Annotated in this window: 30 protein-coding genes; 6 read left to right on the forward strand and 24 right to left on the reverse strand. The window is 58.6% G+C overall.

The window, feature by feature from the left end; all coding sequences use genetic code 11:
- Nucleotides 1-73: 73 nt before the first annotated feature.
- Nucleotides 74-802, forward strand: coding sequence for a class I SAM-dependent methyltransferase (locus tag ACIPF8_RS05235; protein ID WP_400417854.1), 729 nt, complete (start codon nt 74-76; stop codon nt 800-802).
- On the opposite strand, the gene ACIPF8_RS05240 is transcribed toward ACIPF8_RS05235, so the two are convergent.
- From ACIPF8_RS05240 to ACIPF8_RS05285, 10 genes are all read right to left on the reverse strand, one after another.
- On the reverse strand, nt 799-1,332 hold the full coding sequence (locus tag ACIPF8_RS05240; protein WP_400417855.1) for a GNAT family N-acetyltransferase: 534 nt from the start codon (nt 1,330-1,332) through the stop codon (nt 799-801). The two genes, ACIPF8_RS05235 and ACIPF8_RS05240, sit on opposite strands and share 4 nt — an antisense overlap.
- A gap of 66 nt (nt 1,333-1,398) precedes the next feature.
- On the reverse strand, nt 1,399-1,986 hold the full coding sequence (locus tag ACIPF8_RS05245; protein ID WP_400417857.1) for a YdeI family protein: 588 nt from the start codon (nt 1,984-1,986) through the stop codon (nt 1,399-1,401).
- A 34-nt stretch (nt 1,987-2,020) separates the two neighbouring features.
- Nucleotides 2,021-2,668, reverse strand: a complete 648-nt coding sequence (locus ACIPF8_RS05250) for a LysE family translocator (RefSeq protein ID WP_400417859.1) — start codon at nt 2,666-2,668, stop codon at nt 2,021-2,023.
- 128 nt (nt 2,669-2,796) lie between these two features.
- On the reverse strand, nt 2,797-3,483 hold the full coding sequence (locus ACIPF8_RS05255; RefSeq protein ID WP_400417861.1) for a haloacid dehalogenase type II: 687 nt from the start codon (nt 3,481-3,483) through the stop codon (nt 2,797-2,799).
- Nucleotides 3,484-3,499: 16 nt separating this feature from the next.
- Nucleotides 3,500-3,742 (reverse strand): DUF6868 family protein, encoded by a 243-nt coding sequence (locus tag ACIPF8_RS05260; RefSeq protein ID WP_400417864.1) that lies wholly within the window; start codon nt 3,740-3,742, stop codon nt 3,500-3,502.
- A 47-nt stretch (nt 3,743-3,789) separates the two neighbouring features.
- Complete coding sequence (locus ACIPF8_RS05265; protein WP_400417866.1) at nt 3,790-6,879, reverse strand: EAL domain-containing protein; 3,090 nt, start codon at nt 6,877-6,879, stop codon at nt 3,790-3,792.
- Nucleotides 6,876-7,667, reverse strand: coding sequence for a substrate-binding periplasmic protein (locus ACIPF8_RS05270; protein ID WP_400417869.1), 792 nt, complete (start codon nt 7,665-7,667; stop codon nt 6,876-6,878). Before ACIPF8_RS05270 ends, ACIPF8_RS05265 begins: the two co-directional genes overlap by 4 nt.
- A 164-nt stretch (nt 7,668-7,831) precedes the next feature.
- Complete coding sequence (locus tag ACIPF8_RS05275) at nt 7,832-8,386, reverse strand: GNAT family N-acetyltransferase (RefSeq protein WP_400417872.1); 555 nt, start codon at nt 8,384-8,386, stop codon at nt 7,832-7,834.
- A 152-nt stretch (nt 8,387-8,538) separates the two neighbouring features.
- Nucleotides 8,539-8,859, reverse strand: coding sequence for a hypothetical protein (locus ACIPF8_RS05280; protein ID WP_400417874.1), 321 nt, complete (start codon nt 8,857-8,859; stop codon nt 8,539-8,541).
- Between the two features lie 330 nt (nt 8,860-9,189).
- Nucleotides 9,190-9,930, reverse strand: a complete 741-nt coding sequence (locus ACIPF8_RS05285) for an SDR family oxidoreductase (protein ID WP_400417877.1) — start codon at nt 9,928-9,930, stop codon at nt 9,190-9,192.
- 166 nt (nt 9,931-10,096) lie between these two features.
- Between ACIPF8_RS05285 and ACIPF8_RS05290 the strand changes: the two genes are divergently transcribed.
- From ACIPF8_RS05290 to ACIPF8_RS05300, 3 genes are read left to right on the forward strand one after another with little or no spacing between them, the layout of a single operon-like run.
- On the forward strand, nt 10,097-11,029 hold the full coding sequence (locus tag ACIPF8_RS05290) for a LysR family transcriptional regulator (protein ID WP_400417878.1): 933 nt from the start codon (nt 10,097-10,099) through the stop codon (nt 11,027-11,029).
- A 58-nt stretch (nt 11,030-11,087) separates the two neighbouring features.
- Entirely contained in the window at nt 11,088-11,516 is a 429-nt protein-coding gene (locus tag ACIPF8_RS05295; protein WP_400417881.1) for a GNAT family N-acetyltransferase, read from the forward strand.
- A gap of 25 nt (nt 11,517-11,541) precedes the next feature.
- Nucleotides 11,542-12,024, forward strand: coding sequence for a GNAT family N-acetyltransferase (locus ACIPF8_RS05300; RefSeq protein WP_400417884.1), 483 nt, complete (start codon nt 11,542-11,544; stop codon nt 12,022-12,024).
- A 138-nt stretch (nt 12,025-12,162) separates the two neighbouring features.
- Here the strand turns inward: ACIPF8_RS05300 and ACIPF8_RS05305 are convergent, their stop codons facing one another.
- Both ACIPF8_RS05305 and ACIPF8_RS05310 read right to left on the reverse strand, forming a co-directional pair.
- Entirely contained in the window at nt 12,163-13,314 is a 1,152-nt protein-coding gene (locus tag ACIPF8_RS05305) for a tetratricopeptide repeat protein (protein ID WP_400417887.1), read from the reverse strand.
- Between the two features lie 110 nt (nt 13,315-13,424).
- Nucleotides 13,425-13,871 carry a CBS domain-containing protein gene (locus ACIPF8_RS05310; RefSeq protein ID WP_400417890.1) on the reverse strand — a complete coding sequence of 149 codons (447 nt, stop codon included), beginning with the start codon at nt 13,869-13,871 and terminating at the stop codon, nt 13,425-13,427.
- Between the two features lie 280 nt (nt 13,872-14,151).
- Between ACIPF8_RS05310 and ACIPF8_RS05315 the strand changes: the two genes are divergently transcribed.
- Complete coding sequence (locus ACIPF8_RS05315; RefSeq protein WP_400418210.1) at nt 14,152-14,676, forward strand: DUF1993 family protein; 525 nt, start codon at nt 14,152-14,154, stop codon at nt 14,674-14,676.
- 77 nt (nt 14,677-14,753) lie between these two features.
- On the opposite strand, the gene ACIPF8_RS05320 is transcribed toward ACIPF8_RS05315, so the two are convergent.
- The 5 genes from ACIPF8_RS05320 to soxR all read right to left on the reverse strand — a co-directional run bounded on the left by ACIPF8_RS05320 (nt 14,754) and on the right by soxR (nt 18,317).
- A complete protein-coding gene (locus ACIPF8_RS05320; RefSeq protein WP_400417892.1) occupies nt 14,754-15,539 on the reverse strand; it encodes a hypothetical protein in 786 nt (261 codons plus the stop codon).
- Between the two features lie 178 nt (nt 15,540-15,717).
- Nucleotides 15,718-16,263 carry a DUF3455 domain-containing protein gene (locus ACIPF8_RS05325; protein WP_400417895.1) on the reverse strand — a complete coding sequence of 182 codons (546 nt, stop codon included), beginning with the start codon at nt 16,261-16,263 and terminating at the stop codon, nt 15,718-15,720.
- Between the two features lie 85 nt (nt 16,264-16,348).
- Nucleotides 16,349-17,215 (reverse strand): helix-turn-helix domain-containing protein, encoded by an 867-nt coding sequence (locus ACIPF8_RS05330; protein ID WP_400417897.1) that lies wholly within the window; start codon nt 17,213-17,215, stop codon nt 16,349-16,351.
- 95 nt (nt 17,216-17,310) lie between these two features.
- Entirely contained in the window at nt 17,311-17,709 is a 399-nt protein-coding gene (locus ACIPF8_RS05335) for a nuclear transport factor 2 family protein (protein ID WP_400417901.1), read from the reverse strand.
- Between the two features lie 116 nt (nt 17,710-17,825).
- The gene (gene soxR / locus ACIPF8_RS05340; protein WP_400417903.1) at nt 17,826-18,317 is read right to left on the reverse strand and encodes a redox-sensitive transcriptional activator SoxR; all 492 of its coding nucleotides are present in this window, start codon (nt 18,315-18,317) and stop codon (nt 17,826-17,828) included.
- A gap of 88 nt (nt 18,318-18,405) precedes the next feature.
- Here soxR and ACIPF8_RS05345 point away from each other — a divergent pair, with 88 nt between their 5' ends.
- The gene (locus ACIPF8_RS05345) at nt 18,406-19,449 is read left to right on the forward strand and encodes a questin oxidase family protein (RefSeq protein ID WP_400417906.1); all 1,044 of its coding nucleotides are present in this window, start codon (nt 18,406-18,408) and stop codon (nt 19,447-19,449) included.
- Between the two features lie 28 nt (nt 19,450-19,477).
- Here ACIPF8_RS05345 and ACIPF8_RS05350 read toward each other — a convergent pair whose 3' ends face one another.
- The 7 genes from ACIPF8_RS05350 to ACIPF8_RS05380 all read right to left on the reverse strand — a co-directional run bounded on the left by ACIPF8_RS05350 (nt 19,478) and on the right by ACIPF8_RS05380 (nt 24,387).
- Nucleotides 19,478-19,912 carry a GNAT family N-acetyltransferase gene (locus ACIPF8_RS05350; protein WP_400417909.1) on the reverse strand — a complete coding sequence of 145 codons (435 nt, stop codon included), beginning with the start codon at nt 19,910-19,912 and terminating at the stop codon, nt 19,478-19,480.
- A 19-nt stretch (nt 19,913-19,931) separates the two neighbouring features.
- Entirely contained in the window at nt 19,932-20,393 is a 462-nt protein-coding gene (locus tag ACIPF8_RS05355) for a GNAT family N-acetyltransferase (protein WP_400417912.1), read from the reverse strand.
- A 50-nt stretch (nt 20,394-20,443) separates the two neighbouring features.
- Nucleotides 20,444-20,959: a hypothetical protein gene (locus tag ACIPF8_RS05360; RefSeq protein WP_400417914.1), complete on the reverse strand. Its 516-nt coding sequence runs from the start codon at nt 20,957-20,959 to the stop codon at nt 20,444-20,446.
- 163 nt (nt 20,960-21,122) lie between these two features.
- Nucleotides 21,123-21,500 (reverse strand): hypothetical protein, encoded by a 378-nt coding sequence (locus ACIPF8_RS05365; protein ID WP_400417915.1) that lies wholly within the window; start codon nt 21,498-21,500, stop codon nt 21,123-21,125.
- A gap of 70 nt (nt 21,501-21,570) precedes the next feature.
- Nucleotides 21,571-21,990 carry a nuclear transport factor 2 family protein gene (locus ACIPF8_RS05370; RefSeq protein ID WP_400417918.1) on the reverse strand — a complete coding sequence of 140 codons (420 nt, stop codon included), beginning with the start codon at nt 21,988-21,990 and terminating at the stop codon, nt 21,571-21,573.
- Nucleotides 21,991-22,128: 138 nt separating this feature from the next.
- Nucleotides 22,129-23,103, reverse strand: coding sequence for an alpha/beta hydrolase (locus tag ACIPF8_RS05375; RefSeq protein ID WP_400417921.1), 975 nt, complete (start codon nt 23,101-23,103; stop codon nt 22,129-22,131).
- 159 nt (nt 23,104-23,262) lie between these two features.
- Nucleotides 23,263-24,387 (reverse strand): sterol desaturase family protein, encoded by a 1,125-nt coding sequence (locus ACIPF8_RS05380; protein WP_400418213.1) that lies wholly within the window; start codon nt 24,385-24,387, stop codon nt 23,263-23,265.
- Nucleotides 24,388-24,614 lie beyond the last annotated feature (227 nt).

Below are 24,614 nucleotides of genomic sequence, written 5' to 3' on the forward strand. Positions count from 1 at the left end.
ATGTGCCACGCCCGCCTTGCAGCCATTCCTGGCCTCTGCCAAAATCGACGGCATACACAACAAATTAACTGCCATGACCCAGAATATCTATGACGATCCGGCCTTCTTCGCCGGCTACAGCCAGCTCGGCCGTTCAGTCGACGGTCTTGCCGGCGCCGCCGAATGGCCGGCGCTGCAAGCCATGTTGCCGCCGTTGCACGGCCTCAAGGTGGTCGATCTCGGTTGCGGCTACGGCTGGTTCAGCCGCTGGGCGCGCGAGCATGGCGCCGCCAGTGTCCTGGGCCTCGACGTCTCCACCAAGATGCTGGAGCGCGCAGCGCAAATGACCCGGGACACCGCCATCACCTATGCCCGCGCGGACCTGGAACAGCTCGATCTGCCAGACGCCGCCTTCGACCTGGCCTACAGTTCGCTGACCCTGCATTACATTGAAAACCTGCCCGGCCTGTTGCAACGGGTGTGGCAGGCATTGGCGCCAGGAGCCAGCCTGGTGTTCTCGATCGAACATCCGATTTACATGGCGTCGATGCAACCCGGCTGGGTGATTGCAGCGAACGGACGCAAGACCTGGCCGGTAGACAATTATCAGGTCGAAGGTCCGCGCCGCACCAACTGGCTGGCTGAAGGCGTGATCAAGCAGCATCGCACCATCGGCACCCTGCTCAACCTGTTGATCGGCGCCGGATTCACCATCACCCATGTCGAAGATTGGGGCCCCACTGCGGCGCAAGTCGCGACACGGCCGGAATTGGCGGAAGAGCGCGAACGTCCGATGATGTTGCTGGTGTCCGCCCGGCGTTAGCCGCCCAGCGGAAAATACAAATGGATGTCGTCGGGCTCAAGACGATAGAGTTCCGGGTCCGGCCGCTCCAGTAGGCGGCAGCCCAGCCGCAGATAGAAATCCACGGTGTTGCGCGTCGGCGTCGCCGAGATATAGAGCGCGGCTGCGCCCATCGTGCGCGCCTGTTCGCCGGCCAAGCGGAACAACTTGCCGGCCAGGCCGCGACCGCGATAGGCGTGGCTGACATGCAGGAATTTCAGCTGCAGCGCCGGCATGCCGATATCCAGGAATGCACTGTCGAGCACCACCACCGCCACCGGAAGCTGTTCATCGAACGCCACACGGAACCAGCCGCCGCGCTCGAAACAGGCGACTTCTGCCGCCGCATTGTGCGCGATCTCATCCGGCTCCCAGCCAGCCACTTCCAGCGCGTCGTCGTACAGTGTCAGCCGGCCGTTTTCGATACGATAAAACTGGGCAATGCTTTCCTTGCGGTCGATCTTGCCGAGTAGCGGCAATTCTTCTTTTTTTATAGTGCGTATGGATGACATGCTGTTGTCTTGGACGATATGTGTATTGAGCTAGTCTGTCGCGCGGATGCATGGCTTTCACATCACTCAGGCGTGTATTTTTTCGTGGCGCGCCAGCATTTCCACGAACTGGGCAATCCGCTTTGCGCGGGTTTCTTCTTTCTTCGCAGTTTGAATACGGAACAGCAACGCGTAGCGATTGCGGCTATCCAGCGAAACAAAAAAATCCCGGGCGCGAGGATTGGCGTCGAGCGCAGCCTGGAAATCCGGCAGCACGCTGGCTGTGCTGGGCGAATCATATGCAGCATCCCAACGGCCATCGCGCTTGGCGCGCTCGATCTCGCTGAGCCCGGCCGGTTGCATGGCGCCCGATTTGAGCAGCGCCAGCGCCTTGTCTCTGTTGATCTTTGACCATGCGCTTTTATCGGCGCGCCGGGTGAATTTTTGCAGCCAGAACTGCGTATTGTGCGCTTGCTTCTGGCCGTCTATCCAGCCAAAGCAAAGTGCAATGTCGACCGCCTCCCTGTAAGAAACCGAGCGCGTCTCTGCACCCTTCTTGGCCAGTTGCAACCAGATACCAGGCGATGTCGCGTGATGATCGGCGAGCCAGGCGGCCCACTCTTCGCGTTGTTCGAAATGATGAACCGCCAGCACTGCTGGAGATGTTGATTTCATGAACACATCCTCTGCGCCATCGCGCGTCGGTTGATCAGCTGGCCGGGCGTCGCAGGAAAGCCAGCAACAAGCCAAACCCGATCATCAGCGATCCACTGGCGCGGTTGAACCACCGGAAGCTGTTGCCAACCTGCGCCAGCGAGCCAAGCCGTGCGCCGAGCGCGGCATAGATGGCAATGGCGACCAGTTCCAGCAGCAGGAAGATCGCGCCAAGTATCGTGAAGCTGGCGGCGTAGGCCGAGCGATCGACGAATTGCGGAAAGAAAGCGGTGAAGATCAGGATCGCCTTGGGATTGCCGGCGGCCACCAGGAACTCCTGCTTCGCCAGGCGGCGCAGCTTGTCCATTGACGGTTCGATCGGGGCGTCGGCGTTGGCAACGCTGCGCGTCAACGACATTGGGGCTGCACGAAACATCTTGATGCCCAACCACACCAGATAGATCGCTCCGCCGAACTTGAGCAAGGTAAACAAGGTTTCCGAAGCCAGCAGCAACGCCCCCAGGCCGAAACCGGAAATCGCAATCATCGCCGCAAACGCCAGCAGCCGGCCGAACGCCGCCAATATCGAATAGCGCATGCCATCGCGCGCGCCGTTCGACAGCGACAAGACATTATTCGGACCGAATGCCATGTTCAGCGCGAAGCAGGCCGGGACAAACAGCCAATAATTCTGAAACGCCATGGCTTCACCCTCTTTTCAGATTCTTGAGCCGGATACGTTATCAGATCGGCAGCGTGATTGCATCCCTGGCCGCAACCAGATGTCGCGCGGCTGCAACCATTGCGGTCCGAACGCTTGGCCGGCGGCCATCAATTGTTTCGCTGTGTCGCTATCCAGTCGGCCAGTTCGTCCAGTCCGCCGACCACGTGGTCGGGCGATTGCCCCAGTTCATCGAAGGTATTGCCAGCCCGGTTGATCCAGCACACCGGAAAACCAAAATGCCTGGCTCCCGATGCGTCCCAGGCGTTCGACGAAACAAACAGAAGCTCCGAGCGATCAAATTGCAAACGGTCTACGGCAAGCTGGTAGACACTGCCATGCGGCTTGAAGATGCGCACTTCATCGGCACTGATCAGATGGGAGAAGCGCGCTTCGAGCCCGGATCGCGTGACCACGCTGTGTATCGAATGCGGAGAACCGTTGGATAAAATGGCGAGCGGCAAACCCATTGCCTGCAACCTGGCGAGCGCCGCCGGCACTTCCGGGTACGCTGCCAACTCCAGGTAGGCATTACATAGTGCAAGCTGCGCCGTTGCATCGAGCGGCAGTTTCAGCTGCCCGGAAGTGAACACCAGTGCATCATGGGTAGCCTGTTCGAAGTCCACGTATTGTCCCATCAGGCTGCGCAGCCAGGTGTACTCAAGCTGCTTCTGGCGCCATACGGCACTGATCTCGCGCCCGCGGCCGGGATGATAGCTGTCGCACAATAAGGCTACCGAATGGACATCGTAAAGCGTGCCGTACAGGTCGAATACGATACCGTTGATGTGTTTCATTTACGTTCCCCAGAACTCAGGTTGTCAGGTAAAGCGCCGCCAACGGCACCAGGTTGAACAGCATGATCCCGATCTTGTAGACCGCCATGGCGCCGTACATGACGCCGTCGAAAGTTTCGGGGGAGAGCTTGAACCAGCGTCCGTGCAGGCGGTACAACCAGTCGTGGGCGGCCAGGAAAACGCAGGCCCAAACGATGAGAATCGCATAGTTTATGCCGACGCACCAAAACAGGAATTCCTTGATTACATCGAGTGTCATGGCATCGCTCCGGTTATTGCAATCGTTCGAATACTGAACGGCGCGCCTCACACCGTCATCATGAATTTCTCAAAGCTATCAATTGGCAGCGGACGGCAGAAATAATAGCCCTGATACGCATTGCATCCTACGCTAGCCAGGAAATCGCGCTGCGCCTCGGTTTCGACGCCCTCGGCAATGACCTCCAGGCCCAGGTTCCTGGCCAGCGCCAGGATGGTTTCAGCGATGGCGGCATCGTTGGAATCGTAAAGGATATCGCGCACGAAGGTATGATCGATTTTAAGCTGATCCAGCGGCAGGCGCTTCAAGTAAGAAAGCGAGGAATATCCGGTGCCGAAATCGTCCAGTGAAAAACAGATCCCCCGTACCTTGAGTTCGGCCATCTTTTCAATGATGTCCTGGACGTTGTCGACCAGCAGGCTTTCGGTCAATTCCAGTTTAAGCCGCTCGGGATTCGCGCCGGTCCGGCTGATTACCGCCAGCACCCTGTCGACGAAATCGGGCTTGCGGAATTGCTGCGCGCTGATATTGACTGCGATCGTCAGGTGCGCCAGTTCTGCCCGGGTCGCCCATAGCGCCAATTGGGTACAGGCAGTTTCCAGCACCCAGTTTCCCAACGGCAGGATCAATCCGGTTTCTTCGGCCATCGGAATGAAGTCGGCCGGCAATACGATGCCGTGTTGCGGATGCTGCCAGCGCACCAGCGCTTCGACACCTGTGATGCGGTCGTTCTCGACGACTTGCGGCTGGTAGTGCAGCAGGAACTGGTTGGCGTCGATGGCCTTGCGCAATCCGGCCTCCAAGATGGCGCGCTCCACCACCACGGTCTGCATCGCAGGATGGAAGAAACGCAGTGTGTCGCGTCCGGCTTCCTTGGCCTCGTACATGGCGAGATCGGCCTGTTTCAGGAGTTCGTCGGTATTGGTTTGATCACCGCGGAACAAGGTGGCGCCGATGCTTGCCGAGCAGCGGTACTCGATATTGCCGAGCTGGTAGACGCTACTCAGCAGCGCGAGGATTTTTTTGCCGACCGTCTCGGTCTGCTGGATCGCTTCTTCCAGGTTCGCGCTCAAGCTGCCCAGGACCACCACGAATTCGTCGCCGCCGACCCGCGCTACCGTGTCGATTTCCCGCACGCCTCCCGCCAGCCGCTGCGCCGCTGTCCGCAACAGCAAATCGCCTTTATCGTGTCCCTGGGTGTCATTCAGGGTCTTGAAATGATCGAGATCGATGAACAGCAAGGCGCCGCAGGTTTCATTGCGGGCGCTGAGCGTGATGGCTTGCGTCAGTCGATCCAGCAGCAAGGTACGGTTGGGCAATTGGGTAAGGGCATCGAAAAAGGCCAGCTCCCTGATTCTTTCTTCCGAGATCTTGCGTTCGGTAATGTCGTGATGGGTGCCGATGTAGTGGGTGACGACACCGTCATCGCCCTTCACCGCCGAAATCGTCAGCCATTTCGGATACACCTCGCCGTTCTTGCGGCGATCCCATATTTCGCCTTGCCAGCCGCCGCTGCGATGAATCGCCTGCCACATCTCCTGGTAGAAGGCCGCATCGTGCCGGCCCGATTGCAGCATGCGCGGCGTCCTGCCGACCACTTCCTCTGCCGCATATCCGGTGCTTTCAGTGAAAGCGCCGTTGACGCGCAGGATGACGCAGTTGGCGTCGGTAATCATCATGCCTTCGCGTGAATCGAACGCCACCGCGGCAATGCGCAGCTCGGCTTCGGCCTGCTTGCGTTCGGTGATGTCGCGCCCGCTGGTGCGAAATCCAGTGAATGTCCCGTGGACATCGCTGATCGGCGCCCAGGAAAGGGAAAGCCAAAATAGCGATCCGTCCTTGCGCACGCAGCGGAATTCCAGGTCGTCGCCGCGCAAACCCTGCCAGGCTTTCTGGAATCCCGATGTAACGCGAGGCTGGTCTTCAGGGTAGATCAGCGTGCCGGAGAAGTCGGTCATGGCCATGCATTCCGCCACGGTATATCCGGTGTACTCCTTGACCGAGGGATTGATCCAGCGCGGCTTGCCATCCAGCCCCCACCAGACTTCCCAGTTGACCATACAGTCTGCGATGGCGCGAAATTTTTCTTCACTCGCGCGCAGTTCACTGGTCATCGAAGCCGCCAGCTGTATGGCGCGGCTGCGGCCGGTCAACATCTGCCACGCAAGTAGCGCCAGCAGCAGGCTGAGGCCAGCGCCGGTGATGGCAATAGGCAGTTCGTCGGTATGCCTGGAACGTCCGCCGAAATCGTCCAGCGCAGTCATCGACAGCGTCCAGTCGTGACCGGAGATCACCAGATATTCTTTGGCGGACAGCGCGCCTGGCGACGGCCTTCCATCATCGCCGGCATAGTGATACAGGAGCGCGTCGGCTGACGGTTCGACGCCGTCGTAAATATCAAAGACCAGTCCCTGCGGCTGCTCGCCATACAGGCTGGCCATCACATCGTTCATATGGAAGGAAGCGTAGATCCAGCCGGCCAGGTGCGCGCGGCGCTGGGCAACGGTGTCGTGCGCTTGGCCACGGGCATAGAACGGCAGAAACATCAGGAAACCGGAGCGGGCATCCGTATCGACATCGGCTGCCAGCCGGACCTTGCCGGAAATCGCCACGGAACCGGAATCACGCGCGTGTTCCATGGCCGCCCGCCGGGTTGGATCGGACCACATATCGAAACCAAGAACAGCGTAATTGCGGCCCAGATTCGGTTCGCGCTGGACAATCGGCACGTAATTTTCGCGCTGACCAGCCGGTAGCACCGCATAGCTGGCTAAACCCGCCTGGCGCATGGCGGTGACATGATTGTCCTTGTTCGTTGCCGGCACCCATTTGCCAACGCCGATGGACTGGATGCCCGAATAATTGGCGTCCAGATTCAGCGAGGCGACGTAGTCGCGGAAATCATCGCGATCCATCTCCCCCGTGACGGCATACAGGCTCTGCACGCCGCGCAGCATCTGCTCGTAGGTCGCCACGCGCAATTCGATCCGGCTGGCCGTCTCGCGCAGCGCGGCATCGAACCGGGACCGCAACTCTTTCGCGGAGGCTTCCTGCTCATGATGCCAAAGCGCCCAGGTGACGCCTAGTCCTGTGACCAAGACCAGCAAGGGAAGCAGGATAAGACGTAACCGGCTCACGGTTGCGCCTGGAAATCAACCATGGGAGCGGCGAAATTGGGGCTGAAATACTTTTCGAAAATACGGCGCACGGTTCCGTCCGCGCGCATGCCGTCCACCAGCGCCCGCCATTTTTCCTGCTCGGCTGCCGACAGGGCCTTCCTCGACATGATGAGTCCGTGAGGTATCGCCGGATCGCTGAATTCGATAACGGCGGTAACGTCCCGGATTTTCTGTTCATCCAGCGCCGGGTAATCGAACGGTTCGATGATCATGCCCTGGATGCTGCCGCGAAGTAACGCCTGATACAGCGGCGCCAGGCCGTTTGCCTGGCTGACGCGATTGACGGCGGATAACTGGTCAACCAGCCGATTGGCCGTGTCGCCATAGCGGAAACTGCGGATGACGCCAAGCTGGAAACGGTCATCGCGCTCGACATCGGAAAGGTGACGCTTGCCGGAATCCTTGCGCACCAGCAGATAATATTTATTGCTGAAGTACCAGGCGAACGAGGCGAAACGCCTGCGGTCAGCGTTGGCGATGCCGGACAGGCTGAAGTCGAGCGCGCCGGATTCGATCAGTTGCCAGATGCGCGCCCGCGACATCAGGCTGACGTTGACTCGGCAACCGCTGCGGCGGATCAGTTCGTCGGCGAAATCCTTGTCGATGCCGCTATCGGTGTCAGCAGAATAGAGCAGGCCGTGCTCGTGCAGCGCAAGCGTGAAAGGGCGGGAGCAATCGGGACCGGCTGCAGCGTTTCCAAGACTGCACACCATGAGCAACAAGCAACCAAGGCAACCTCGGATCATAGCTTCACCATGGTTGTATAAATGACCAGAAATGAGGGGGTTTTATGGGCAGTGAAATCATTGCGCCAACGCAATCGATGTTACTCGACGCATACCTAAACCGCAACCAATACGAAGCTCGCCAAAGGCAGATTGGCGAACAACAGGTGCATTCTTATTCGGCGCTAGTCCGACGGATTGATCAGGGAATTGAGCACCATGTCTTCCCATTTCCCGGCGATTTTCAAATAAGCCCTGGCATACCCTTCGCGCTCGAAACCCAGGCGTCTCAGAAGTTGCTCGCTGCGCAAGTTGCGCGGCGCATGGTTGGCCATGATGCGATGCAGACCAAGTACGGAAAATACGTGATCGATACCGGCGCTGGCGATTTCGCGCATCAGGCCGCGCCCTTCGTGTTCGCGGTCGATCGAGTAGCCGAGGTGGCATCCGAGCAATGGTCCCCGGACGATGTTGGTGAAATTACAGCCGGCAATCATTCTTTGCGATTGACGTTCAATCGCCATTAAATGCAAGGCCACGCCATCTTCGAAAGCGCGGTAAGAGATTTCGCTACGCCGATGACAATTTTCAGGCGTGTAAAAATCGTCGCTGCGGGCCGGCTCCCACGGCTCCAGATGCGCGCGATTGGCCAACTGGTAAGCCTGCAACAGGTGTGCATTATCGGGATGCAGCTGGATCAGTACGGTTCTTTCGGTTTCAATGAACGTTGGCGACGACATGGGTGGAAACAGATCTGCGTTCAGACCGGATAGATGAAGACAACCTGCAGCTTACGGAAATATCTCATCGCTTTCCAGCGAAAAACACTGGCAACTTATCAAAACGCGCCAAGGGACTGCCGGCGCTTTCAATGCGCCGGCAGGCAAGCCGCCTAGCCGCGCCGGACCCAGATCACCTTGCCGTCGGCAAGGCCGATGGTGCGCCGCTCTTCACGATAATCCATGGTGCCGGCAAATTGCTCGCCGTCGCGCTCACCGATGCGCCAGGTGCAACCTTCCAGTAAACCGGTGGCCTCTTTCTCACTCTTGCCGACCAGCGCGTGATCTTTCAGCCGATCGGCAGCGCAGCCTCCGGGTGGAATGGTGTCGGTTTGCTCGTTGGCGCGCGGATCGGGAGCAGAGACATCGGCGACAGCGCAACCCTGGAGCGCGGCGACAGTCATTGCCGCCAGCAACACTTGATTCAGTTTCATGGTTTTCTCCTGTTGAATATACCCGGCATCCGCATCGACACCGGGCAAATCGGCGAATTGTAGCGCGCGGAACGGCCCTGGAAAAATTTACAAACGAGCCGCTGTTTCTCTCTAGCCGCCGCTAGATGCAGCTTAGATCATTTTGCGCTTCACGCCATAACAATTTCCCCAAGGAACTACTCCACACACTGAACTGCCGCAGGAAGCGATCGCGCGGCAGGCTGGCGTTGTTTGCCGATGCAGGTTTGCATATCCACGCTCAAACCATCGCGCGCGTAATGACGATGACTCCTTTGAATGCGATTTGGTGAACCGGATTAATTGAAATGCTCAGATGATTCCGCCGTTGGCGCGCAAGGTCTGGCCGTTGATCCAGCCGCCGTCGGCGCTTGCCAGGAAAGCTACCGTGGCGGCGATGTCCTGCGGTTGTCCCAGGCGTTCCAGCGGCGCCATCTTGGCCAGGCGCTCGACCACTTCCTGCGGTTTGCCGTTGAGGAACAGATCGGTGGCAGTCGGCCCCGGAGCGACCGCATTGACCGTGATGTTGCGGCCGCGCAGCTCCTTGGCCAGCACGCTGGTCATCGCTTCGACGCCAGCCTTGGTGGCGGCATATACGCCGTAGCCCGGCTGCAGCATGCCGACCACGCTCGACGAGAAATTGATGATGCGGCCACCTTGGCGCAAGCGCTTGGCGGCTTCGCGCAGCGTATTGAAGCTGCCCTTCAGGTTGATGGCGATCTGGCGGTCGAAGGTGGCGTCGTCGGTCTCGGCGATGCTGGTGGTTGCCATGATGCCGGCGTTGTTGACCAGTACATCAACACCGCCGAAGGCGCTTTCCGCTGCCTCGAACATGGCGCGTACGGCTTGCGGGTCGCTGACGTCGGCCTGTACCGCCAGCGCCTGGCCGCCGGCTTGCACGATCCGTTGCGCCAGGGCTTGTGCCGCCGCAGCGCTACCGGCATAGTTGATGAGGACAGCGAAGCCGTCATCGGCCAGGCGTTGCGCTACTGCTGCGCCGATGCCGCGCGACGATCCGGTGACGATGGCGACTGCTTGGTTTGCGTGGTTCATTTGAAGCCCCTTGAAGTGAGTTGTCAGTGTTGCCAGGCCGCCCCGTCGTTTCCGTGAATCCGTTTTGCAAGGCAGTAATACATGATGACGGTTAATTCATTATGGATAAACTGGGTAAAATTGCCTAGACTGTTCATATATCACCAACAATCGTGCGGACACCTCCATGGACAAATTTGAATCGATGCGGATTTTCACGCGCATCGTCGAGTTGAAGAGTTTCACCCGCACCGCCGAGGATCTCGGCTATCCGAAATCGACAGTGACCAACGCCATCAAGCAAATGGAGGCGCGGCTGCGGGTGCGGTTGCTGCACCGGACCACGCGCCAGGTCACCGCCACGCTCGACGGCGAAGCCTATTACCAGCGCTGCACACGGCTGCTGGCCGACCTGGAAGAAACCGAGAACGTGTTTTCGGAAGCTGCCGCCAATCCCGGCGGCAAACTCAGGATCGACATGCACGGCACATTGGCGCGCCACTTCGTGTTGCCGCAGCTGGAACAATTCTGCACACGCTATCCAAATATCGAATTGCAGATCGGCATGGGCGACCGCCTGGTCGACCTGGTGCGGGAAAGCGTCGATTGCGTGCTGCGGGTCGGTGAACTGCGCGACTCGTCGATGGTGGCGCGGCGCCTGGCCAGCCTGCAGCAGACCACCGTCGCCAGCCCGGCCTACCTGGAGCGGCATGGCATGCCGCGCACGATCGAGGATCTGGCGCGGCATCGCGCAGTGAATTTCTTCTCGGCCCAAACCGGCAAGGTCTTTCCGTTTGAATTCAAGGTCGATGGCGTGGTCCGCGAAGTCACCATCGATGGCGCGATTTCTGTCAACAATGCCGAAGCCTACTCTGCCTGCTGCCGCTCCGGATTCGGCCTGATCCAGTGCCCTCGCTACGGCATGGAAGCGCTGCTCGCCAGCGGTGAGTTGCGTGAAGTGTTGCCCGAATACCGTCCCAACCCGTCTACCGTATCAGTGCTGTATCCGCACCATCGCCAGCTATCGCCGCGGGTGCGGGTGTTTGTCGATTGGCTGGTGGGGGTGTTCGAAGTGGCGCAGCGCGAGCAGCCGTCGGTGCTGGCGCCGCGACGGGACTGAGTGCTACAAAACGGCTACGATTCGCTACGGAAAACCAACTGTTTGATGAAGGAGTTCGATGCACATAACTGTTCGCGGAAACGATCCGCAAGATTTCCCCGCCCTTCGAGACCTGTTCCTTGCGGAACGCCGGCAGACTTATACCTGGGCGGCGGCAGATGCATTCCAATTGCAGGATCTGGATCGTCAAACCGTTGGCGAAACCATACTGGTAGCCAAAGACGAACATCGAGAAATTGTTGGTTTCATCTCAATATGGGAAAAAGATCGTTTCATCCACCATCTGTACGTCGCCTCTCAACAACAAGGAAAGGGAGTAGGGAAGGCGCTCCTCTCCGCGCTGCCCAACTGGCCTGAGCACAAGTACACCTTGAAATGCCTAGCGCTTAACCAAAACGCCATCGCTTTCTATAGGGCATGCGGATTTAGCCAGACTGGATCTGGTAACGGCGAAGACGGCGAATACATCGTATTCCAATCGAATTAACTCATTTTTGTTACGGACTCCAGCCATGATCGAAATCACCACCTACTCCGACCAGCTTCGCAGCGGCATCGTCGACCTGATCCTGCCAATCCAGCAAAACGAATTCGGTCTGGCCATCACGCTTGAAGAGCAGCCCGACCTGCTCGACATCCCTACTTTTTATCAATGCGGGCACGGTAATTTCTGGGTGGCGCTGGCGGGTGACGAGGTAGTGGGAAGTATTTCCCTGCGCGATATCGGCAATGGACAAGCGGCGTTGCGCAAGATGTTCGTCAAGCCAGCGTTTCGCGGACGTGAGCATCAGGTAGCGCAGCGGCTGTTGCAGGCGCCGTTCGACTGGTCGGCGGCGCAGGGCTTGCGCGAAGTGTTCCTCGGCACCACCTCGGCTTTCCTGGCGGCGCATCGGTTCTACGAGAAGCACGGTTTCGTCGAAATCACCGCGGACGACTTGCCGGCGGCATTTCCGCGCATGCGGCTCGATACCAAGTTCTACCGCGACAGCCTGTAACAGCCACCCGCTCAGCCGAGCCGCTGCACCAGGAAATCGACGAAGCTGCGCAGCTTGCAGTAAACGTGCCGTTCGATGTGCAATCGCGTCAGTTGCCGCAATAAATCAGGCTCGCTTCAATACGCAGCTGCCGCCTCGCTAATGCGGCAGCTGCGCCTTGAGCCGGTCGAGCTTGGCGGCATACAGCTCATGGTCGCGATGGGTGGTGCTGTTTTCCAGCGCAATCGCCATGTGCCGCACGGCCTCGTCGGTTTCGCCCAGGCGCAGGCAGGCAATGCCTAGCCAGAACTGGAACTCGTGATAGTACGGATCGCGCGCCAGTTCTTTGGTGAACAGCGCCTTGGCGGCCTTGAAATCGCCGGCACGCATGGCCTCCATGCCGAGGCTGAAATAATGGAACGGCGCTTCCGGCTGCAATTGCGCCAGCCGCGTCGCCAGGGCCTGCGCTTCATCAGTGCGGCCGAGATCCTTGAGCGCCGCCTGCAGGTTGAACATGACCACCGTGTTATTCGGCTCACGTTCATACACGCGGCGCAAGGCTTGCTCGGCTTCACGCAGGTTGCCGTGGCGGCGATAGATGACGCCGAGCGTGTTGTAGGAACTGAGGAAATTCGGATCCTGGCGGATCGCTTCACGCGCCCACCAATAGGCGTCGTCCAATTGACCCGCCGCCAGCGTCTCGGCCGCACGGTTATTCATGTACATGGCGACCACCGTGGCTTCGGCCAGATCGGCGGTGCGCTGCCCCGTGATGTCTTCCGGCGGCAGGAAATCGATGGTCATCAAGCGGCTCTGGTCATAGCGGGTATCGGCATCGGTCATTTTCTTGCCGAGCGTCAGGTTGACGTGGCCACTGGCGAAATAGATGTCGCCGTTGCGGGTCCACGATTCATCCATCAGCACACGCTGGAAGCGCACCGGCAAACCAAGCTGGCGGGCGAAAGCAGCAGTCATGATGACCAGCGACAGACAATTGCCCGAGCGGGCCGCGAAAGTCTGGGCGGCGTTATGAGTCTGCACAGAATCGTATTCGAGCCGCAACTGGCCCTTGCTGTAGAGCGCGTCGAACAGGCCGCGCTGACTGCCGTTGGCATGCATCTGGTGAACGATCTCGGGACTGGCGAGGAAGCTGCGCATCGGCGCGCTAACTGCAAATACGTCGGCGGCACTGATGGGCTGCGAAGGTGCGCTGAACAACTGGTCGTTGAACAAACCGTCGGCGCGCGGCGGCGGCACACTCGCGCACGCGCCGAGCAGAAGACAGGACAGCAGGATGAGCCACTTCTTCATCTGGCACCACCATGTTGGAGACAATCAAACACCATCCGCAATCAAGGGCCTGGAACAGGTGCAGGCACGGGCACGGAAAACGCCGCCGCTTGTTCGCGACCCCCACTTGTTCAGCTTATACCAGGGCGGCCCATTATGTAATGTTCCAGCTGCTGGATGATGAATTGCTGCTCCGAAATGATGTCCTTGACCAAGTCGCCGATCGAGATGATGCCGACCAGCTTGCCGTCATCGAGAATCGGCAAATGGCGCAGCCGGTTCTCGGTCATCAGGGCCATGCATTGTTCGTTGGTGTCGTCGAGGCGCACATACATGACCGAGGTGGTCATGATGTCGCGCACGAAGGTGTCGTTGGAGGAACGCCCCAGCAGGATCATCTTGCGGGCATAGTCGCGCTCAGTGACGATGCCGACGATCTGCTCGCCTTCGGTCACCAGCAACGCGCCGACGCTCTTGTCGGCCATCATCCTGATGGCGTCGAACACCTTGGCGGAAGGGGGAATGGTGTAGGTGGCCTGGTTTTGCTTGGACTTGAGAATCTGTGCGACGGTTTTCACGACGGTCTCCTCGGCAAGCCGGCTGCGCATTTAACTATCTGCCAGCGGTGCTTACGAAAGTAGCGTATTCGTTTTCAAATTGCAAGAGTATTCAGGTTTTCATCGACCTTGCACGCTATCGGCGCAACGAAACCCATCTCCATCATAATCCAATCTCCGGATTAAAATCCGCCAGCAGCAATCTGCGGATGGGAATAGGATGTGATTCCGGGTGTGGCTGGCGTTCAGCGCTGCTTCAGAGCCCGGTTTGATTGCCTTCCCATTTTCCCTGGAGTTAACCATGCAGTCCTTATCGATGTATCAAATCTCAGTCCCGGTGTTCGTCCGCGGATTAGGAATTCTTGCGGCGTATCTAGAGAAGGCCGAGGCGCATGCCAAGGCCAACAATATCGATCCTGCCGAGTTGGTCAATGCGCGCCTGGCGCCGGACATGCTGACGCTGGCCGGTCAGGTGCAGCGGGCGAGCGATACTTCAAAGAACGCGATTGGGCGCTTGTCGTCGCTCGAAGCACCGCGCATGGAGGATAACGAGGTAACGCTTGCGGATCTGCAGGCTCGGGTGGCCAAAACGATTGCGTTTCTGGAGACGGTAAAACCGGAAGATTTGGCGGGCAGCGAGACGCGCGAAGTGACCCTGAGTTTCAGCAAGTTCAAAACGACGTTAAAAGGCGATGCCTATTTGCTGACCTTCACCTTGCCAAATTTTTTCTTTCACCTGACCACCGTGCACGATATTTTGCGCAACAAGGGAGTGGCAGTCGGGAAGATCGATTACCTAGGACATTTCGATATGGTGCCGGTCTAATCTTCACCGGCCACGCAGCTTGCGACGGGGATTTTCTACAAACGAAAAAATCCCCGTCCATGACGACTACCGCAATGTCACATCGCACTTGCCTGATTCGAAGCGATGTCCGGGCTGATGTGACATAACTCTTTTTCTTCAGTCCTTCTTTGCAGCGCCTGCAATATGGCCTGGCTGTTGGCGACAGGATCCAGGCGCTGGGTCCTGGTCTTGATGATCTCCTGATACAGATTCTGAATCTCGGCCACGGCGCGCTGATTGCGCAGCTTGCTGTCCATCGCCGACATGCCTTGCTGGAAGGTGCTGCGGTCGTCTATCCATTCGTGGATCACAGTATTCGCCAACTTCGCGGTAAGAATGCTGGCCGCCACCAACCGGGCCGGGCTGTTCTCCGTGCTGACGCCCTCGCCGAACGCGCTGATAGGCTGTACTTCCACCACCAGCACGCGCAATTCCGGGTTAAACAATTTCAAGGCGTCGATATGCTGCGCCAGTGCCTGGCGGTTTTGCACCCGGCCTTGGCGTGCATGCACCGGAATCAGCAAAACGTCGGTGGCGACCAATGCAGCATTGGTATCCTGGGTATTGACGCCATCGGCATCGATCACGATTTCTGCGTAGTGACTGCGGCTGTAGGATGCCGGATCTTCCAGTTCCGATTGCAGATTTTCCGCGCCACGCACGACCAGCCTCGACTTGATGCCGGTGACATCGCGGCAGGCGCCCCAGCCTAGCGTGTGATGCGGCGCAGTGGCGTCGATCAGCAGCACCTTGCGATAATGCAGCGCGCAGTGCGCCGCCAGGTTGGCGGCTAATATTGAACGTTTTGAAACTTCGTCCGGGCTGAAAACGGTAATGATCATGACAGGACCCGCATGGTTATCTCTGATGCAATCAGTGTAGATAAACCGATATAAAGATATCGTAAAAAAACGGGCCGATCGTATAAATGAAAGTTAAAAACTAACCGGAATGACCCGATCCCGCATGCCAACACGGGCAAGATCAACCCCGGCATCAAACGGCCGGGTATTTACCGCGTCATTTCGCTGAATAGAAACGGTATTGCGCCTCGTAAGCGATGCGCACTTGCTGGCCCAGTCGATCCTGGTTGCAACCATTCGCCGGCGCCTTGCCGCCGACGGTATTGAGACGCTGCACGGTTTGGATGCCGGCAAACACGCCGTCGCCGGAATGCGATTTCGCGCCTAGCAACAGCCATGCAATGGCGTTGGCGTCAGGTCCGGGATTTTGCGCCTGCACGGCGCCAACCACCTTGCTGCCATCGAGCGCTTCCCAGGTCGGGCCGGCATAGTGCTTGCCGATCTTGTTGCCGCTGTTGTCGAACAGATCAGCTTCGGGCGCGATGAAGCGCCATTCGAATTTTCCGGCATCGACGGCGCTCGCCGCGCATTGATATATCTGCACACCGCGGCCCTGTGCCGTCACCGCCAGCGCCTGCGTTGCCGGCGCAACGAGGTTATCGGGAATGGCGGACGTGGTAGCGGAAGGTGTGCTGCCGCAGGCTGCCAGGAACAAAGACATGGAGATTAGTGCGGCCGCACCTGCCAATTGCTTTTCCATCATGGGTTTCCTTTACGCTGTCGGATAGGTCTGGATCAAGGGATTGCGACTTGCCGTGGATGTTTATTGTAAAGGACTGCACAGCATTTCATGCGCGATGCTTGAACCAGGCCGCAGTCGTCTCGTCGGCTGGAAAGAAAGACTCGATGCGCAATTCATGCACGGTGACATCGTGCGGCGTGCCCATGGTGGCAATCGAGGTGAACAGGTTCAGTTCAACACCGTCTTTGCCGATCTGCATTGCAAGGAATGGCAATGCACGGGTATCGAGATTCGGCGTCTGGCTGACCGCCTTGATGCCGGGGAAAGCCAGCAACTCTTCCAGCAGCAGGGTAGCTTCGCTGCCGGGGCCGTCGCTCATCGCCTCGCGCTGAATCCAGTGCAACAGGTCGGCGCAGACCTCCTGCCAGTTGCGCAGGTGCTTGCGGATACCGGCCGGATCGAGGATCAGCTTGAGAACATTGACGCCCTCGCGCGGTAGCGGCTGGCTGTCCGGCATATCGAGTAGCCAGCGGATCATCAGCGCCGCCGGGCCATTGCTCATCACCAGGTTCCACAGCCGATCCACCACCAGCGCCGGATAGGGCGCCTGCTGGGCCAGCATGAAATCCAGCGCCTGCTTGACCGACTGTAGTTCGGGATCGGACAATTTACGCTCCTGGTAGGCGGGGGCAAAACCGGCGGCCAGCAGCATTACATTGCGCTGGCGTAGCGGAATATCGAGCACCGTGCCAAGCTTGAGGATCAATTCCTTGCTTGGCTGTGAGCGCCCGCTTTCAAGGAAACTGATATGACGCTGCGAGATGTGGCTTTCGGTGGACAAGCGCAGTTGGCTATAACCGCGCTTGCCGCGCCAGTAGCGCAAGGCCGCGGCGAAGTCGTTGAAGTAGCGGTTGCCCGACGCCTGCCCGGCACTCCTGGCGGGCGATTGCGACGCGACTTGCGATGTAGCCATCGGCGATCTCCAAAAGTTGATTGCGCAGTGTATCCCTGTTTCTTTGCGAGGTGATAACAGCTAACCGCGCCGCCAGCTGCCCGGCCAACTGAACATCAGGCAGGCAACGCCAGCGCATCGAGGAAGCCGGTAACGCTGCTGATGCGGCCATCGTCGGCAACCACCACGACATCGGTGCCATGGGCCACCGGCTCGGCGCCTTCCGCACCAAGCGTCCAGGAAAATCGCAGCACATTGTTGTGGCCATCCTGTTTGCCATGCAGGCGGAAACGCAACCCCGCAAACTGCTGCTGGACCGCGCCGATCATTGCATCCAGGCCATCATGGCCGGCACTGCGCGCCATCGGATCGAGATAGACCGCATCCGGCGTGAACACTTCGGCAATACGGGCACGGCGGCGGCCGGCATCCAGCTCGTCCCAGGCGGCGATGTAGCGGCTGGCGATAACGGCGGCTTGTTCGGCGATATTCTTTTCAACATTGGTGCTGGTCATGATCTGCTCCTTGATGGTTATCAGGTTATCGATTCAGGTTGATTTGTCGTAGTCGACGAAACCATTCTGCGCGCGGCGTTGCGCACGGTCGATTACCTCCCAGGTAATCAGACTTGTTAATCGTCCCTGGCAATCCGGATGGTGCGTCCGGCCGGCGCTTCGGCGGGATTGTCGCCGAGCAGGTAGCGCGGACCGTTGCCGCGCGTCTGGGCAATGTCTTCCGGGTTATATAACGCGCACTTCTGCAGCGACAGGCAGCCGCAGCCGATGCAGGAGCTGAGCTGGTCGCGCAGCGCGGTGAGGGAATCGATGCGTTGCTGCAGCAGCGGCCGCCAGGAACGCGACAGGCGCTCCCAATCCTGCTTGGTGGGGGTTCGATTCTCCGGCAGCGTCGACAAGGCCGCCCTGATTTCTTCCAGGCGCAAGCCGATCGACTGCGCCACCCGGATGAATCCAACCCGGCGCAGCACATCGCGCGAGAACTGCCGCTGACGCCCGCTTGTGCGCGTACTGTGCAGCAAACCCGCATCTTCATAGAAACGCAAGGCGCTGGCGGCAACGCCGGAACGCTTGGCCAGTTCGCCGATGGTGATCATTTTGTCGTTCATTTCCTGACTCCGTATTTTGCGCTTGACTTCAAGTTTACTTGAACTTGCATACTGCCGTGGTCAATCAGCTATCCGGAGGATTTAGCGCATGAAGCAACGATTACAACAGGCGACGCTGCACCGGCTGCTCGACGCCAACGCGCGCTTTGCGCTTGGCGGCAACGGCACCACCAATCACTGCCCGATGGCGCTATGCGCGCTGGCGGCAATGGGCGCCCCGCCGGCGCGGCTGCAGGATTTTTTCGACATGTGGGAAAGCCGCTACGCCATCACTGCGCCTCCGGCAAGCAAGGCCGTCGAACGCGATGAGTGGCAAGCCGACGTCGGCAACCCGACCTCATTTGTCGCCTTGCGCGATTGCTTCGAGGACTGGATCTGGTGCAACGGCGCCGATGCCGTACTGACGCAGACATTGCAGCACATGCCGTTCGCGCCGGCCAGCGGCGCCTTCCATGCGTTGATCCGCCTCGGCTACGGCCTGGAAGCACAACATGTTGGAGAGATCGCCGCCGGATTGGCGGCGCTGGCCAGCGGTAACCTGCATATCGACATCGGCTCACAGCCGCGAACGCCGGCAGCTTCGGTACGTGACGGCTTGAACGCCTTGTCGCGCGAATTGAGCGGCGTGCAATTCATTGGCGGCATGATTACTTCACGCCTGCGCGCAACGGCTGCCGAACCGCGCTTCCAGGCGACCTTGCCGGCAGCGCCAGTGCAGCCGCTGCTGCTGGATCAGATGGCGCAGGCAGCCATCGCCTTGTATTGGCAAACCAATAATTTCACCGCCCTGCATATCGTCACCGGCCTGCATGCGGCGCGGAGCGTATTCAAGCATCTGCCGCCGGAACTGGTGTCGCAGTTGATGCCGCAACTGTGGGTTGCGATGTGCGCCGCCTACGTGTCGATCGGTGCGCCGGCGCTGGCGTCGACGGCCGTGCTACTGACAGAGGACGACGTGTTGCCCGACAGCGCCGACAGCTGGCACGATCTGTTCACCACCGCCATCGCCTCCGACGACGATCATGTGATCAAGCTGGTCTACACCTGCTATTGCGAAAACTTGCGGACGCCATCGCCGTTATATCTGGCTGCGGCAGCTCGGCGTGCGGGACGCGTGTTGCAGATGCATTAAGCGGGTAAATGCTCCTGGCTCGTCAACCTTAAAGACGTCTTTGCAACACCTTCCAGGTGTCTGGGTCGTACCAGCCGTTGTTGAGCCAGAAGCGATTGCCGACTTCATTGTCCGTATAGACGAAGACACTGCAGCGTGCGACATTCGCTGCAGTCAGCCTTGCAACGCAAAACTGCACAAGCCGTTGCCCTACGCCTTTGCCGCGAGCACTTTCGGCCACAGCCAGGTGATACAGCGAAGCGGCGCGGCCGTTGTGTCCGCACAGGACCGCCCCGACCATGTCGCCGTTCCCATCGACGGCAACCACACTGAAACCGGGATTGCGGTCCAGGAAAGCGGCGACGGCTTCTTTGGTATCGGATTCGCTGAGGTAGAGTCCGTCAATCGACGACCACAATGCAAAAGCCGCCTCATAGTCCGCGATGACGAATGCGCGTAATTCAATATTTGATTCGGTATTCATTTTTGATTCTGCATTCATTTCAAGCTGTACGGAATTGACTGCGATATTTTACGAAACCACGCTTCTTGTCGCCGGAAAATCCGTAACTCGCGAAAAACGCATGGGCGTCGCTGCGGCTGGAAGAACTCAGTAGCATGATCTTGGAACAGTCGTGGCCGGCACAAATCGCTTCGATACTTGCCATCAGCTGCCGGCCCAATCCTGCGCCACGAGCGGCGCTCGCAACAATGATGTTTTCGACTGTCGCGAAAGGCTGTTTGCCGTACATCGCATCGGCGCACAGCGACAGCAGCGCCGTTCCATAGATATCGCCGGCGACATCGCACACCAGCAGATGTGTTGCAGGATCGGCATGCATCGCCTCGATCTGTTCAGGCAAGACATGCACGCGCACGTCACCGGTCAACTCCAGGTACAAATCCTGGATGGCGGCGCTATCGCCGCCTTTCGCCAGGCGGATTACGGCTGATGCTTCATGCATGAGTCAAATGGAAAATAAAGACCGACATGGCAGTCGTGCTGCCTCTGTTACTACTTGCCAGTGATGATACTTTTGAAATTATCCATGAGCACGGGATAGCTGGTCGCCATCGCCTTTTCCTGCGCACTGGAGATGTAGCTAACGATGCTTTGGTCAGCATTGCTGGAAGCCTTCAAGGCCATCTGCCCCTGCTCGGTCGAATAAAAATCGGTAATTTTTCCGATCACCTCTGGCGGCAGGTCCTTGATCAGCGATGCGGTATAGATCTTCGCGACTTCTTCGCTGCTCCAGGAATTGGATACGCTGGCGATAAATTCGCTGGCGGCGACACGAATCGCGGTCTTTTGGGTATCACTCAGCTGCGGCACACTTTTCTGGATTTGCGTCACGATCTGGTCGATTTGCCTTTGGCCCATGGCTTGCGCCTGCAATTTGAAACCGCTGATCCGCTCTTGCAAATGCATGCTGTCAGCCAGTTTGGCTGCCGCCGCAACACTGGCGTCGTCTGCATAGGAAACCTGCGCAGCCAGCGCAAGCATGGTGGACATCGCTATTTTCTTGAACATGATTTTTCTTTTCCGTTGATCACTGACGTATGGTCGCGACAAGCCGTTCAATTGTTGCCGTCTTTCCGGCGCGCCTGCTCCCCCTTGATTGCCGCAGCATGTTGCCATACGGCGATTAACTAAGCAACAGCGCTGGATCGCAAACGGGAGACTCAACAGAAAATCAATCCTCCGGCCCCTCCGTGCCAACCAGGTCCAGGTCGCGTGCGACCCAGAAACAGGCATAGGAGATGACAGCGGCAGCAATGGCCAGCACGTAAGCCAGTCGCTTGCCGTGCCAAAGACTGGCGAGCCAGCCATTGAAGTCGGCGATGAGCAGGCCCGACGTGCCGCTGTACATTTCCATGTCGCGACGATAGGACTTCGATTCATCCTGCGCCACGGAATAGACATTGCCGCCCACCACGTCATAACCGAGCGCGCGGTTGTAGCCACCGGAGGCCGAGTAATAAACCAGGCCGGCGCTCAATAATCCGGCCAGCAAGATAAGGATGCTTGCCAGGTAAAGGTGACGCTGAAGTCTTGAATTCTTGCGATCCATGTGCCGCCCATCGATATGCGATAACAAAATGCTTACGCCGTCGGTATCATCCGTGCCGCCGGCTGCCGGTTCAGGATTGCGATGCCGCAGCCAGCGTAGTCTTGCCAACGGCAAATGACGCTTTCGCGATGCGCTGACCGGCAATCTCGTAGACGCACAGCATTTCCAACGTTCCGACGCCTTCGGGAAAATTCCGTGTAATGAGTTCGAAATCGATGACGATGTTACCCATGACCGTGCGCGACAACAGACGCGCATGCAGGTCCGGTTCGGCAAAGCGCGTCAGGAAGCGCGGCCGCATCTGTTCATGTCCGCGCGCAAGCAGGTCGCCATGCAACTGGTATTGCTCCGCATCCGGCGCGTAGGTCGCCAGCAGGGCATCGATATCCCTGGCGTTGTAGGCGTCCAACTGTGCTTGAACAATGGCTTGCGGCGAGATTGGCGGCATGATTTTTCCGGGATTGAACAGAGGATTAAGAACGCCGCTCATTTTATACGTTCTACGGATTGCATTCGCGTCGACACTGAAATATCCCCTCCCCGCAACGCATCTGCATCAACACCGGAAGGCATCGCCGTCGCATCCCGGCGGACGAAACATGCGACATGCCGACGCAAGAATATTTTCCTACCGCAACCGGTTCATGCCGTTGACAGCCGTCACCGCTGCCTGAACCGCGCTTCGGTCGAGCGTCAACGGTATATGCCCGATCCCGGGCAGCAAGGTGACAGGCACGTCCTTGCCCGCAGCCTTGAACACCTCGGCAAAGCGTTCGGCGTGGAATGCCTCGTCGTCCTGCCCGGCCACCAGCCGCAATGGCTGCCGGACCGCGCGTATGTTCGCCTGCCAGTCCGCCTGCGGCCGGAAGTTCTGCGTCAGCGCATATGAGTATTGCGGCGTCAGGAAGGACTTGGCTTGTTCACTGAGTGCGAAGCGCACAACAGGAAGTCCGTTCAACGCATGTATGTCTATCGCATTCAGCAGGCCGATCGCCATCAGGCGTGGCACGCCTACACTGACCCAACCGCCGCTGTCGGGACGGAAGGTCGGCGCATCCTGGCTGATGAATGGCGATAGCAGCAGATAGTTGGAAAACAGCACCTGCCTGTCGCTGCCGGCGAAAAGCAGCACGAATCCGCCGCCGGAAGAAAATCCGGCAAGCGTGGCTGGCATGGCCGGCGTCAGCGCGCGGGTGAAATCCTCGATATCGTCCTCAAGTTGCCCGACATAGGCAATGTTGCCTTTGCTGCCGGACTCTCCGTGCCCGCGCATGTCGAGCGCATAGGCGGTATAGCCGGCGGCAGCGAACGCTTTGGCCATCACATGCATGCTGTCGCCGCGTGCCGAAGATCCGTGCACCAGCACCACGCTGCCTTTAGGATTTGCGCCGGCTGCAGGGTACTGGCGAAATGCCAGTTGCGTGCCGTCGCGCGCCGTATAGCGGCGGATGGCCGGCAGGTCGGAGAAATCGACGCTTTTGAATGGATTGTTCATGCTTGCCATGGGCCGCGGCTCATGCGGTCCACCGAAGCCGATGGCGAGGGTGACGATGACGGACATCAATGCGAACAAGATCAGCGCGGCAAATACGAAAGGTTTCATGATGGTCTCCTGGAAGTTTCCAGTTGATCTTATGAAACCTGGGCCTCAGCTACCACGGCTATGCGATGAACTGCAGCCAGGCACGACCGAACTGCGGGTTGCCGGCACGAACGGCGATCCGGTGGCAGGCATTTGTGAATGCCTGCCGATGATTTAGTTTCAACCCTGCTTGCGAAACGGAAACGCCTGCTGCTTGATGAAACCATCAGGCATGTAATCGCCGACCACGCCGTATTTCTCCGGGAACGCGCGGTTCACCTTGACTGCCGTGCCGAGGAAATAATCGATAAAGGCGAAGTGGGCCGCGTAGTTCTTGTCGATCGCTTCGTCTTCTGACGAGTGATGCCAGTGATGGAAATCCGGCGTGACGAAGATGTAGCGCAGCGGTCCCCACGGTAGATGCACGTTGGAATGATTGAATACGGCCTGGAAGCCGACAATGATGATGTAGGCGTTGACGACGGATTTATCGAAGCCCAACACGAACAGCGGGCCAAGCACCAGCACCCGGGTGCAGATCAATTCCAGTATGTGCTGGCGTGAGCCGGCCAGCCAGTCCATGGTTTTGACGCTGTGATGTACCGCGTGGAAGCGCCACAAAAACGGCACTTCGTGATACGCACGGTGCGCGCCATATTCCATCAGGTCAGCCACCAGCATGCACAACAGCAGTTGCGGGATAAAGCTGATGCCAGCGATCGTGTTCTGGAAATCGGCATGCACCATCCAGCCGAATACCCGGTGAATCATCACGTTGACCACCAGCAGCGCCAATCCGATGATGAAATGGTTGACCGCAAAATGCACCAGGTCGGTCTGCCATTCGAAGCGGAATATCGCCTGCTTGCGATACAGCGGGAACATCTTTTCGATCAGCACGAAAATCAGGGTTGAGCCGAGCAGGTCGATGATGAACCAGTCCAGCCCGATGTATGGCGTGTGATCCGGAAACTCGCCGACCGCGACCTTTGAACCTCCCCAGGCGACCGCAACCAGCACCATCAGGAGTGCGGTGAAATTCAGCGAACGATGCCGGCCAAACAAAATATTTACTAACGACAGGACGCCAGACACCAATAGCGCGCCGAACAGGATCTGGCGCATCAGGCTGACCGAATAGACATGGCGCAGTTCGGGCGTAGTCAGGTATTGCGGAAAATGGAAGGCCAGCACGCCCAATAAGCTGAGGAAGCCGAGACTCAGCGCAATCACGCTCGTGATCAGGCCGGTTCCCGGCTGTAGCTCTCCGCTTTGATGCAGGATGTTGGCTGTGTCCTCGACCATCGCAGTGGTCAAGGTACCGATTTTGGATGACTTGGCGCGCGATGTCGCCTTCGTAGTCGAGTCCTGATCTGGCATGGCTATTCCGTTATGAAAATTGAAAGAAAACGGAGTATAGCAGCGGATCACCGCGCCGACCATTGCCAATACGCAACACGCAAAATGAATTCAATGCCAGCCTGGCTAGGCTATGGCTGAGCCTGGAAAGACAGACGTGCAATCGATTTTCC

The sequence above is a fragment of the Collimonas sp. NPDC087041 genome (assembly GCF_044745265.1).
GTDB lineage: Bacteria > Pseudomonadota > Gammaproteobacteria > Burkholderiales > Burkholderiaceae_D > Collimonas.